The following is an 11,073-nucleotide window of genomic DNA, read 5'->3' on the forward strand; positions in this document are numbered from 1 at the left end:
GTAGCTCCTATAGTGCGAATACACCCTCTTCCATAAGAAGAGTCTCAATTCCTGAAAGGGTTTTGGTCCCAACGGTGAGTTCTGCGTTGCCAATTGGTACCTCCATCCGTACAAGCGAACGGGTCAGCCTTGATTCGTCAATTTCTTCATCTGAGGCCTGGTCGGTGAGGGTAGTGAGGCTGAACCCTCCAAAGACAAGGGAAGTGGTGATTTCCTTGTTGAAGTGGGGGTGCACCGCCTTGCTCAGGTAGCGGCTTTCAATGGTATCGTTGTCGGCCAATGAGAGAGCCGACAGCACAGATGCCCCCTCATCAATTGCAAAGAATGCTGTAAGAGCTTCTTTACCCTGAGAGGCAGCAAAGGAGACCACCTTCCCGTTTTCGATGACAAAGGTGGCATCCTCGACCAGCTTGCCCAACAAGAGGAAGGGCTTGCTTGCAGAGAAATTGCCCTGTGCGCTGCTATGGTCCAAGGATGCTTGGATATGTTGCATCGGCAGGTGAGGCATAAAGGTACGCCCACCGCTCAAGGCGTGGCGACCCCCAGACCATGTTGTCCGTTCAGCCATGGTGGCCTCGAGATGCCAACTATCCCCCTTGAGGGTAAATTGCAGTTGCCCCAGTTTGCTGAGTGCCTGTTTCCTATAGTGCAGGAGGTTGCTCTGGCCAAACCAGAAGGATAGTGTCTGGTCGTCCTCGAGTCGGAATAGTTTTGAGAAGAGAAGCCACATATCCTCCTCTGTTGCTGCCTTGTCCAAGAGTTGCATCGCCCACAGCGGGCCTGGCAAGGGGACATTGGCCCAGGGCACTGCAATGCGTCGGTCCAGGAATACAGGGTCGCTGAGCAGCCCAAAGGACCCGAGTTGGGAAACTTCTTCGGTGATGGTGGTGATCTTCTCGTCGGAAAGGTAGGGAGCGTTGTCCAGGTCGAAGAGGTGGCACATGACGTAGCCTGTAACTTGGGGCCGCTTGATGCGCCGTTCTGTTGGGTCAAACTCAACTACCTGAACCACCTTGCCATGGTTTGTTTCCACAATGGTCACGGTCTGTAGGGTGGTTTCGCAGGCCATGGTTGCAAGCATGCGTGCAAATGCCATGGTGTTGGATTCTGTGTTGATGGAAAGGGCATCACCCCGTTCCAGCTTCAGTTGCACTTCTATGATAAGGCGGGCATACCGCCTGAGTAATTCGTCCATCGTTCCTCCAAAACACCAGTATACCAAAAAAATGGTGATAAGGCAGTAGGAAGGGTGGTGGAGTTTGCAGAATCGGAAAAGGCTAGCCCAAGGATTACCATCCGTTTCCTTGAGAAAAATGGTAGAGAAGGCGATGCCATGGTATACTGCCAGTACCCAACAACTGGACTGAACAGGAGAACCTAATGCTGACACATGCGGATTTGTTGAAACTGAAACGATGGAATACCCCTACCATATATAACGGCTGGGAGTCGATAACCAAGGACGAACGGTTGACCCTCGGTTGCAACAAGGATGAAACGCGTGATTTTATGCCACAGATGGGTCCGATGATAGGCTACGCCGTAACCGTAACCTGCCAACCGGGAAACAAGGAACACTATCAGGAGAGTGCCAGGAAGTGGTCAGACTATCGGGCATATGTCGCCTCCCTTCCTGGGCCGAAGATAGTTGTCCTGCAGGACCTTGATTCACCCCAGGCCATCATAGGTTCCTTTTGGGGAGAGGTCTGTTCAAATATGCACAGGGCCCTTGGTTGTGTGGGTACCATAACCGATGGTGCGATTCGTGATGTCGATGAAATGAACAATGCTGGCTTCAAGGCCCTTGCCAGAAGAATGTGTGTAGGGCATGCCTACTCGGTTCCGGTAGCCTGGGGCCAGCCTGTCACGGTCTTTGGCTGTCCGGTAAAGTCCGGAGACCTGATCCATGCAGACAAGCATGGGTTCATGGTTATTCCTGAAAGTGACCAGGAGCATCTTGTTGAGGCTGTATCGTTCATGGATGCAAACGAATGCCTTACGACCATAGGGGCTGCCAGGATGAGTGCAGGAAAATCCTATGCCGAAATCCTCAAGGAGCTTGATGACGCAAGCCTGGAGTTTGGAAAGAATGTACATTCGATGAAGGAGAGGCTTGGGTTGCTGTAAAGGGTAAAGAGGTAAGCATTGAATCCATTTTGTTGGCTATGCCACGTACGGTTCTTTGAAATGTCCCAAGAAACAGAAAACCCACACTCCGAAGTGTGGGTTTCTAATTGGTTGTCATGAAGTAGGTTATCTCTAGAGCGCCCTACGGGAGTCGAACCCGCTTCTTCAGCTTGGAAGGCTGAGGTAATACCATTATACGAAAGGCGCGACACGTTCTATGTTTTAATTCATTATCAAATCTTCGTCAAGTACCCTCAGAAAAGTTGGGTATGATTTCCATGATCCGAAATACCATGCCTAGCTTTTTCCCACCTTGTTGACATGCAAGCCTTTTCACTGATTAAATGAGGTATCAGTAGAGCGTAGTGATAAGAGCGTTTTGCAAAGCGAGGATAGCAATATGGGACAGCGTGGAGAAGTGTATTCATCGAGGCTTGTCAAGAATGACAGGACCTATTTCTTTAATGTAAAGGAAAACATCTATGGGGACATGTTCCTCAATATGGTAGAAAGCAAGGGTACTCCTGAGAGTGAACGGTTCATCAGACAATCGATAATCGTCTACCAGGAAGACCTTGGGGAATTCCTCAAAGAGTTGCAGAAATCCTTGGATTTCATCAAGCAAAACGAAAAGACCAAATAATACCAGAAAGCAGCTAGATGGCTGCTTTTTTTGCTTTTAGTCAAAGAGCTCTGCAGTCTCACCATCACCAGGCTTCCTGAAACTCGCTATGTGGAAAGTCCTGCGATGTATCGGAGAGAGCCCATAGTAGAGGCAGGCATCCCTATGCTCCTTGGTAGGGTAGCCCTTGTGCTTGGCGAAGTTATATAGAGGCCACTTCTTGTCTGCAAGTACCATGTACCGGTCTCGAGCGCATTTGGCCAAAATGGAGGCTGCCATGATCTCTGTTTCCGTAGCATCCCCTTTGACTATGGCGATGACCGCACAATCGAGCTTGGGCTTCTGGTTTCCATCGACCTTTGCAAGATCGATGGGATAGGTTTTCTTGAGCTTCCCGTAGGCCCTCTGCATTGCCAAAAGGGAGGCTTGGAGGATATTCATCCTGTCAATCTCCCTTGCTGTGGCAAGAGCTACCGCCCAGGCTACAGCTTTTTCCTTGATAATCGTTTCTGCATGCAGGAGCTGGGCTTCAGAAAGCTTTTTTGAGTCATTGAGAAACTCCGTGGGAAAGCCTTCGCCGAGGATGACTGCAGCTGCGCAAACAGGCCCTGCCAAAGGCCCCCTTCCAGCCTCATCGATACCACAAACCAGCTCTGGCCCCTCAATGTCGAACAATGAACCTTCCATCAGCAATTTCTCCTACTTTTAACCAACCCCATCATATGGTATAATCACGAAGAAATCTGCGTCAAGCACATAAGAGGGTACATCTTGTTTCTCAAAAGCCTAAAGATCTTCGGCTTCAAGTCCTTTCCGGACTCAGTAAGCTTGGATTTTTCCAATGGAATAACCAGCTTGCTCGGTCCTAACGGTTGTGGAAAAAGCAACATCGTTGATGCCATCAAATGGGTCCTTGGAGAACAGTCAACCAAAACCCTGCGCGCCGGCCGTATGGAGGATGTAATCTTCAACGGTACAGACACCAGAAAGCCACTGCAGGTAGCAGAGGTCAGCCTGGTCGTCTCCAATGAAAACCAGGTACTTCCCAGCGATGCCCCTGAGATCGAGATCAAACGTAGGATCTACCGCAGTGGGGAGAGCGAATACTTCATCAACAACACCCGTGTGCTCCTGAAGAACATCAAGGAGCTCTTCCTGGATACCGGGGTAGGCAAAAGTGCCTACTCCATCCTTGAGCAGGGCAAGATTGACCAGATCCTCTCCTCCAGGCCTGAGGACCGGCGCTACATCTTTGAGGAGGCAGCCGGAATATCCCGGTTTAAGGCCCAAAGCCAGGATGCAGAACGGAAGCTTGAGAAGACCGATGAGAATATCCAGCAGGTTGAGATAATCCTGCGCGAAGTCAGACGAAACTATGAAACAAAAAAGAACCAGGCTTCCAAAGCCATCACCTACAGGGAGCTGAAGAAAGAGCAGTTTACCTTGGAGGTGGACTTGCAGCTTTCTACCCTCAAATCCTACATCATGTTGCAGAACAGCAAGGAAGAGCAAAAGGTCCGAGGCGAGAGGGAGCTTGAAAACCAGAAAGGGTCCTTGGTCTCCTTTGACGAGGAAATCCTGGAGCTCCAGGAGAGGATGAGGGGTCTGGGTTCCCAGCGTATCTCTATCCAGACAGAGCTGCAGCGCCTTGATGAAGCCATTAAAGGAAGGGCAGACAAGCTTGACCTTCTGACCGTACGGTTCAGGGACTTCCTGCAACGGAAAGAAGAGGCTGGCTCCCGTTCCCAGGATATCCTGGAAAGGATCGAACGGGACAAGCAGGAAATCGACGAAAAATTCTCCACCATGGCGGATATCGATGATTCGATCGAAGAGCTGAACAATGAAATCGAGAAGAACCAGAAGGGAATTGACAGGACACGGGCCCTCATTACAAGCCAGAACCAGGAGATAAGCGAGACCGAAATTGAGGATATAGCCCTGGACGAGGAGATGGACGCCCTTTCCGAACAGCTGAAGAGGCTGACCGATGTCATCGTCATCGAGCTTGAGGAGAAGCTGAAGGCCTCAGGATATAACCTGGAAGAGAAAAAGGTTGCCCTCACCGCGTTCGAGGAGAAGTTACGCTACGTTTCCTCTTCGGTCTCTGACCATGAGCAGTTTCTGCAGAAACTGAAAACCACCGGTTTCTCTTCCGAGGAACTGCTCTCCCAGGAACTCAAATTCCAGGGCACCCTGGGAGTGGGGCTCAATTCGCTGCGAACCCTCTTTGAAACCTATCTATCCCATGAAGCATCTTTCATCGATGATCTCATCTCTCCAGAGGGAATCATCACCGAAAAGCATGGTGTCGACAGGGCCATGGGGGAGAAGCGCAAGATGCTCTCTTCCAACAGGGAGCGCATCAGCTACCTTCGCGAGGAGAATGCCAAGCTCTCTTCCTCTCTGGAAGCATACCAGGCAGCCATCTCCGACCAGCGGGTTGCGCTGAACCAGCTTATCGGCCAAAAGGAGAGCGCCCGGGAGTGGATAGCCAAGCTCCAGAGGTCGGTGACCGAGCAGGAGTACCAGTACCGTGATGCGGTCAAGTTGGCAGACTCAGCCCAGGAAGGCATCTACGAAACCCAGGAAGATATCCGTGGGGTCGAATCTGAAGTTGCAGAGATGAAGAGTACCATCGCCTCGATGAATGAGGAGCTCAAGGACCTCATTGTCAGGATTGAGGAGTTGGGTTCCTCCATACGGGAAAAGCAGGGGAAGAAAGATTCCTCGTATGAGCAGATACAGGCCATCAAGAGCGATGTGGAAAAACTCGGCTACCAGATAGAGCAACTAGGCGAGAACATTACTGCTATCTACACCAACTTTTTTGACAATTACGGTAAAAGTCTGAAGGAGTATGAGAATCGCCTGACCGAGGATATCGTCGACATCCCCGTACTCAAGGCAAATCTCGATGAGGTAAAGAAAAGAATCGCCTCCATGGGGTATATCAACCAGATGGCTGAGGATGAGTTTTCCGAGATCAAGGAACAGTACGACTTCCTTACCAAACAGATGGATGACCTCAACAAGGCCAAGGAGGATCTTGCCTCTGTCGTGCTGGAGATCAAGACAAGGAGTGAGGAGCTGTTCCTCGCTACCTACAGACAGATATCAACAAATTTCCAGGAGATGTTCCGGCGTCTCTTTGGCGGTGGTAGGGCAGAGTTGAAGCTGGTGGACCCCGAGAATGTACTTGTAAGTGGCATCGACATCCTGGCCCAGCCACCGGGAAAGAAACTTACCCATCTCTCGTTGCTCTCCGGAGGGGAGAGGTCGATGACAGCTGTTGCGCTTTTGTTTGCGACCTACCAGGTCAAACCTTCCCCGTTCTGCGTCCTTGATGAGATCGATGCAGCCCTCGACGACAGGAACATTGGGTTCTTCCTCTCTGTATTGCAGGAATTTGCCCAGAAAAGCCAATTCATCATCATAACCCACAACAAACATACTGTTATGGGAAGCGATACCCTGTTGGGTGTCACCCAGGTGGAAGCTGGTGTCTCCACAATGGTAAGCTATCGCATCGGTAGGGTGGCCGGCGAATCGGTCATCCTCAACGACGAAGCACAAGCTGTTTCCTTTGATGAGACAGGATCGGTAGCTCCTTGACACCAAAGCATCCCTTGCGGTATAAGATGTAACTTGTATGAGCGTTAAAATAGAGAAGAATAGTGTTTGATTCAATAAGTGATAAATTCTCCGGTATCATGCGTACGCTGGCCGGAAAGTCCAAATTGACCGAGAAGAATATTCAGGACGCCGTTGAGGAAATCAAGGTCGCCCTGCTTGATGCTGACGTCAACCTCAGAGTTGTCAGGCGCTTCATAAACGGTACCATGGAAGATGCGATGGGGGAGAAAGTCCTCAAATCCATTGATCCTGGCCAACAGTTTGTGAAGATTGTCTACGACCGCATGGTTGCGTTGCTCGGTGATGAGGCAAACCAGAAACTCCTGTTGCGAGGACCCGATACGACCACCGTCATCCTTATGATGGGGTTGCAGGGTTCCGGTAAGACAACCACCTCTGCAAAACTTGCCCAAAGGCTGAAGAAAGAGGGCCGCAGGCCGATGCTCGTGGCAGCTGACCTTGTACGCCCTGCTGCAATCTTGCAGTTGCAGGTCCTGGGTGAAGCTGTAGGGGTCCCTGTTTTCACCATAGAAGGGGAGAAGAATCCTGTAAAGGTCGCTTCTGCCGCCTTGAGTCTTGCCAAGAAAGAGCAGCGCGATGTGCTCATTGTCGATACCAGTGGCCGAATGCACCTGGATGAGACTCTCATGGATGAGATCAAGCGCATCAAGGATGTCCTCAAGCCCGATGAGACACTCTTTGTTGCAGACTCTATGACCGGCCAGAATGCGGTTACCATTGCCCAGGAGTTCGAGCAGAAGGTTGGGATTACCGGCGTGATACTGTCGAAGTTCGACAGTGATACCCGCGGTGGTGCCGCTCTCTCCCTACGCTCTGTTGTTGGCAAGCCCATCAAGTTCATCGGTGTCGGTGAGAAGATTGAAGACCTCGAACCCTTTTACCCCGAGCGGATTGCCAGCAGGATCCTCGGCATGGGTGACGTTGTCTCCTTGGTTGAGAAGGCACAGGAGACCATCAGCGAGGCGGAAGCCTTGAAGATGCAGGAGAAGATGGCCAAGAATACGTTCGACCTGCAGGACTATCTTGACCAGATCAATCGCATGGACAAGATGGGTTCGATGGAACAGATCCTGGACATGATCCCCGGCGCAAAAGGCCAGATCAGTGAAGATGACATTGACAAAAAAGAAATTGCCCGGGAAAAGGCAATCATCTACTCAATGACCTATGCGGAACGGGCAAATTACCGTATAATGGGTCCGACCCGGAGAAAAAGGATCGCTAACGGTAGCGGTACTACGGTTTCCGATGTAAATCGGATGCTGAAAAAGTTTGAGAAAATGCGACTTACCATGAAAAAGTTAGCAAAAAATAAAAAATACCAAGCTGCAATGCTTAAACAGATGGGTATGTAGAGTTGAATTCGTAGGAGGAATTGAAGTGAGCACAAGCATGAGACTGAAGCGGTTTGGATCCAAGAAGAGACCTGATTACAGAATAGTCGTAATGGATTCCAGAGCAACACCCACAAGCAGAACCCTTGATGAGGTCGGACAGTATCACCCCCTTTCCAGCAAGGAAGATCAGGTGGTTCTCGATGTTGAGAAGATCAATAGTTGGATTGCCAAAGGTGCACAGCCAAGCGATACAGTAAGGCAGTTGCTTAACCGCAAGGGTGTTACTATTACCAGAACTGTCCAGGAATAAGTTCCAGGAGAAAGTTGTGGAAAAAGATCTTGTTGAATACATTGTGAAATCCTTGGTTGATGTCCCTGATGAGGTCAGCATCAATGTGGTCGAGGGCGAAAAGTCCACGATCCTTGAGCTGAAGGTAGCCAGTGAGGATATCGGTAAGGTAATTGGCAAGCAAGGCCGTATAGCTAAGGCGATCAGGACCATCCTGAGTGCCTCAGCAACCAAGAGTGGTAAACGGGCCGTGCTGGAAATTCTGGATTGACTATGGAAGAGATGCTCTATACTGCAACCGTACAAAGTACCTTTGGTATAGGCGGTGAAGTGAAAATCCTCCCCAATAATGAAGACTGCTCCCACTTGAAGAAACTCAAGCAGGTCGTTTTGCAAAGTAAGGATGGATCTGAGCGCACCTTAACTATAGAGAAGTTCAGGATGCAAGGAACTCAAGCTCTGATGAAATTTGCTGGGTATGATACCCCAGAGGATGCCAGAGCTCTTGCAGGTTGTCGCCTGATGGTTGAACGTAGCAAGGCTGCCCCTCTCAAAAAGGGTGAGTACTATGCCAGTGACCTCATCGGATGTGCCTTGGTGCATGAAGGTGAGAAGCTTGGTGTAGTGGAGAATGCCCTAGAGGGTTCTCAGGCTGTGCTTTTGGATGTCGCCGCGCTTGATGGCAAAAAATATTTGGTTCCCTATTTGGAGCAATTTATTGGAGCTGTCAACCTTGCAGAGCAGACGATTGAGCTTAAGACCCCGTGGATTCTTGCGTGAAGATACACATAGTCACCCTTTTTCCGGAAATGGTGGAGGGTTTTTTTAAGAACTCAATCATGAAGCGTGCTGTAGAGAGTGGTTTGGTCAGTTACAACATCATTGATTTTCGCTCGTTTGCTACGGACCGTCATCGTACTTGTGATGATGCTCCCTTTGGCGGAGGAGCGGGAATGGTGATTCAATGTGCGCCTCTTTGCTCTGCCCTTGATTCTGTCGGGGCAAAGCTCAAGCGTGTGGTCTTTCCCTCACCATCGGGAAAGAAGTTCACTCAGGCATATGCACAAGACCTCAGCAAGGAAGAGGAATTGGTCTTTATTTGTGGTCATTACGAAGGTATTGACCAACGGGTGATAGACCTATATGTTGATGACGAGATTAGTATTGGAGATTATGTGATCAGCAGTGGGGAAGTTTCCACATTGGTGATTGTTGATGCCGTGTATCGGCTCATTGAAGGGGTCATCAGTTCCGACTCTCTTAGCGAAGAGAGCTTTTCTGACGGATTGCTTGAATATCCCCAATATACTAGGCCTGAGACCTATTGCTCAAAAAGTGTCCCTGCTGTATTATTGAGCGGACATCATGCCAATATTGGTCAATGGCGGCTAAAGAAACGGTTGGAAAAGACTTTGTTGAACCGGCCGGATCTGTTGGAGACGGCATCTTTGGATGTGAACTCCAGGAAGATGTTAAACGAATTGAAAGAACATAGGGCGAAGGGGACCGTAGACGATGGATGTAATTAAGGCTATTGAGTCGGAACAGATTAAGGAAAACGCTGAGAATTTCAGTGTTGGTGATACCGTAAAGGTATATTTCAAAATCATTGAAGGTACTAACGAACGTGTTCAGATCTTCGAGGGTATCGTGCTTGCAAAGAATAATGGTGGAATTCGCCGCTCCTTTGTTGTAAGAAAGATTTCTTACGGCGTTGGCGTAGAGAGAATTTTCCCCCTTCATTCACCTCGTGTAGAGAAAGTTGAAGTTATCAGAAAAGGCCGTGTCAGACGTGCAAAGCTTTACTATCTCCGAGACAAGGTTGGCAAGAAGGCAAAGGTCAAGGAACTTATCCAGAGAAAGAACGCTTAGTTCTTGTACCAGGTATTGCAACAGGAGGACGACATCTATACGGTGCCGTCCTTTTGCATTTGCGTCCCTTGCCCAACTGGGAAAAACAGGGTAGGGTGAACCTTAGAGGATCATATGGAATCAGAGAGCAAAAAACTTACCCCTGCAAACCAGGCAAAGCGTGAGAACAATACCCGAAAGAGGGATAGAAATCGCAAGAAGCGCGGTTCCAAGACCAAGGTCGCTGTCGAGGGTCCCCCAAAGCCAAAGAATACCCTGCTGCCTTCACCTGAAAAAAAAGTCTATCGCAGCAAGCTTCCTCCTCTTCCCGTCAGAAAGATTGACGAGCCGCTGGCAACCTGCCCGATCTGCAATGAAGTCATTGAGAATATTGCTGAAGCCCTTACCTCTCCTGAAGGGGGATTCTGTCATTTCGATTGCGTGCTTGCCAAGATTGCAAGCGATGAACGCATCTCCGAGACCCAGAAGGTCAGCTATGTCGGTCGTGGTACCTTTGCTGTAGTTGAGCCTACAACTGAAGGCGGATTCTCCTTTGTAAAGAAGATTGTCTGGGAAACCCCCGAAACGTTCGATACGATGAAGAAATATGTGGAGGCTACCAAGAAATGAAGGCAGCAAAAAATAATATTGCGATGCTTCCAGGTTCCTTTGACCCTCCTACCAATGGGCATATCGACATCATTGAACGCAGCGCTGCCCTCTACGACAAGCTCTATGTGGTGGTAGCCGAAAATATTCAGAAGAGTTGCCTCTTTACCGCCCAGGAACGCACTGACATGCTCAAGGAGATCCTCAAGGGACTGGACAACATCGAGGTGGTTACCTACCAGGGTCTTGTGGTACAGTTTGCCCAGGAACATGGGGTAGGGGTCATGATTAGGGGCGTCCGTGCCTTGGTTGACTTTGGCTATGAGTTCGAGCTTGCCATGACAAACAAGCAGCTCAACAGCTCCCTGGAAGTCCTTTTCATGCCCACCAGCCCCAAGTACTTTCAACTACGTTCCAGCGCCATAAAAGAGATGGCAGCCTATGGGGCTGATATCTCCCCCATGGTCCCTCCCTTGGTTGTGAGTATGATGGGTAAGAGGATCAAGTTGCTGAAGTAAGGACAGAAAACTCCATCCAAGAAACACACCCAAGAGGTCAATGGCTATCCATTGGCCTCTTTT

General features: G+C 49.7%; 13 protein-coding genes and 1 tRNA gene. 11 read left to right on the plus strand and 3 right to left on the minus strand.

Annotation, left to right across the window (positions count from 1 at the left end; all coding sequences use genetic code 11):
- Nucleotides 1–7: 7 nt before the first annotated feature.
- Nucleotides 8–1,195 carry an aminopeptidase gene (locus ROJ03_RS10570; RefSeq protein ID WP_313727020.1) on the minus strand — a complete coding sequence of 396 codons (1,188 nt, stop codon included), beginning with the start codon at nucleotides 1,193–1,195 and terminating at the stop codon, nucleotides 8–10.
- Between the two features lie 185 nt (nucleotides 1,196–1,380).
- Between ROJ03_RS10570 and ROJ03_RS10575 the strand changes: the two genes are divergently transcribed.
- A complete protein-coding gene (locus ROJ03_RS10575) occupies nucleotides 1,381–2,127 on the plus strand; it encodes an RraA family protein (protein WP_313727021.1) in 747 nt (248 codons plus the stop codon).
- 136 nt (nucleotides 2,128–2,263) lie between these two features.
- Here the strand turns inward: ROJ03_RS10575 and ROJ03_RS10580 are convergent.
- Nucleotides 2,264–2,334 (minus strand) — tRNA-Gly (locus ROJ03_RS10580).
- A gap of 193 nt (nucleotides 2,335–2,527) precedes the next feature.
- Between ROJ03_RS10580 and ROJ03_RS10585 the strand changes: the two genes are divergently transcribed.
- Nucleotides 2,528–2,770 carry a DUF3276 family protein gene (locus ROJ03_RS10585; protein WP_313727022.1) on the plus strand — a complete coding sequence of 81 codons (243 nt, stop codon included), beginning with the start codon at nucleotides 2,528–2,530 and terminating at the stop codon, nucleotides 2,768–2,770.
- Between the two features lie 36 nt (nucleotides 2,771–2,806).
- On the opposite strand, the gene ROJ03_RS10590 is transcribed toward ROJ03_RS10585, so the two are convergent.
- A complete protein-coding gene (locus tag ROJ03_RS10590) occupies nucleotides 2,807–3,436 on the minus strand; it encodes a ribonuclease HII (protein WP_313727023.1) in 630 nt (209 codons plus the stop codon).
- An 84-nt stretch (nucleotides 3,437–3,520) separates the two neighbouring features.
- Here ROJ03_RS10590 and ROJ03_RS10595 point away from each other — a divergent pair, with 84 nt between their 5' ends.
- From ROJ03_RS10595 to coaD, 9 genes are all read left to right on the plus strand, one after another.
- The gene (locus ROJ03_RS10595) at nucleotides 3,521–6,364 is read left to right on the plus strand and encodes an AAA family ATPase (RefSeq protein WP_313727024.1); all 2,844 of its coding nucleotides are present in this window, start codon (nucleotides 3,521–3,523) and stop codon (nucleotides 6,362–6,364) included.
- A gap of 62 nt (nucleotides 6,365–6,426) precedes the next feature.
- The gene (ffh, locus tag ROJ03_RS10600) at nucleotides 6,427–7,761 is read left to right on the plus strand and encodes a signal recognition particle protein (protein ID WP_313727025.1); all 1,335 of its coding nucleotides are present in this window, start codon (nucleotides 6,427–6,429) and stop codon (nucleotides 7,759–7,761) included.
- Nucleotides 7,762–7,798: 37 nt separating this feature from the next.
- On the plus strand, nucleotides 7,799–8,053 hold the full coding sequence (gene rpsP / locus ROJ03_RS10605) for a 30S ribosomal protein S16 (RefSeq protein WP_313727031.1): 255 nt from the start codon (nucleotides 7,799–7,801) through the stop codon (nucleotides 8,051–8,053).
- A 16-nt stretch (nucleotides 8,054–8,069) separates the two neighbouring features.
- On the plus strand, nucleotides 8,070–8,303 hold the full coding sequence (locus tag ROJ03_RS10610; RefSeq protein WP_313727026.1) for a KH domain-containing protein: 234 nt from the start codon (nucleotides 8,070–8,072) through the stop codon (nucleotides 8,301–8,303).
- An 11-nt stretch (nucleotides 8,304–8,314) separates the two neighbouring features.
- Complete coding sequence (gene rimM / locus ROJ03_RS10615; RefSeq protein WP_313727032.1) at nucleotides 8,315–8,812, plus strand: ribosome maturation factor RimM; 498 nt, start codon at nucleotides 8,315–8,317, stop codon at nucleotides 8,810–8,812.
- Nucleotides 8,809–9,561, plus strand: a complete 753-nt coding sequence (gene trmD / locus ROJ03_RS10620) for a tRNA (guanosine(37)-N1)-methyltransferase TrmD (RefSeq protein ID WP_313727027.1) — start codon at nucleotides 8,809–8,811, stop codon at nucleotides 9,559–9,561. The genes rimM and trmD overlap by 4 nt, the downstream gene beginning before the upstream one ends.
- Nucleotides 9,548–9,904 carry a 50S ribosomal protein L19 gene (gene rplS / locus ROJ03_RS10625; RefSeq protein WP_313727028.1) on the plus strand — a complete coding sequence of 119 codons (357 nt, stop codon included), beginning with the start codon at nucleotides 9,548–9,550 and terminating at the stop codon, nucleotides 9,902–9,904. Before trmD ends, rplS begins: the two co-directional genes overlap by 14 nt.
- Nucleotides 9,905–10,018: 114 nt before the next feature.
- Complete coding sequence (locus ROJ03_RS10630) at nucleotides 10,019–10,513, plus strand: hypothetical protein (protein WP_313727029.1); 495 nt, start codon at nucleotides 10,019–10,021, stop codon at nucleotides 10,511–10,513.
- On the plus strand, nucleotides 10,510–11,010 hold the full coding sequence (gene coaD, locus ROJ03_RS10635; protein WP_313727030.1) for a pantetheine-phosphate adenylyltransferase: 501 nt from the start codon (nucleotides 10,510–10,512) through the stop codon (nucleotides 11,008–11,010). Before ROJ03_RS10630 ends, coaD begins: the two co-directional genes overlap by 4 nt.
- Nucleotides 11,011–11,073: the final 63 nt, after the last annotated feature.

Source organism: Sphaerochaeta sp. PS (assembly GCF_032144095.1).
In the GTDB taxonomy this organism is placed as follows: Bacteria; Spirochaetota; Spirochaetia; order Sphaerochaetales; family Sphaerochaetaceae; genus Sphaerochaeta.

Coding starts and splice junctions, on each gene's coding strand:
- ROJ03_RS10570 (WP_313727020.1), bottom strand. CDS start 1,195: ATGGACGAATTACTCAGGCGGTATGCCCGCCTTATCATAGAAGTGCAA.
- ROJ03_RS10575 (WP_313727021.1), top strand. CDS start 1,381: ATGCTGACACATGCGGATTTGTTGAAACTGAAACGATGGAATACCCCT.
- ROJ03_RS10585 (WP_313727022.1), top strand. CDS start 2,528: ATGGGACAGCGTGGAGAAGTGTATTCATCGAGGCTTGTCAAGAATGAC.
- ROJ03_RS10590 (WP_313727023.1), bottom strand. CDS start 3,436: ATGGAAGGTTCATTGTTCGACATTGAGGGGCCAGAGCTGGTTTGTGGT.
- rpsP (WP_313727031.1), top strand. CDS start 7,799: ATGAGACTGAAGCGGTTTGGATCCAAGAAGAGACCTGATTACAGAATA.
- rimM (WP_313727032.1), top strand. CDS start 8,315: ATGCTCTATACTGCAACCGTACAAAGTACCTTTGGTATAGGCGGTGAA.
- rplS (WP_313727028.1), top strand. CDS start 9,548: ATGGATGTAATTAAGGCTATTGAGTCGGAACAGATTAAGGAAAACGCT.
- ROJ03_RS10630 (WP_313727029.1), top strand. CDS start 10,019: ATGGAATCAGAGAGCAAAAAACTTACCCCTGCAAACCAGGCAAAGCGT.
- coaD (WP_313727030.1), top strand. CDS start 10,510: ATGAAGGCAGCAAAAAATAATATTGCGATGCTTCCAGGTTCCTTTGAC.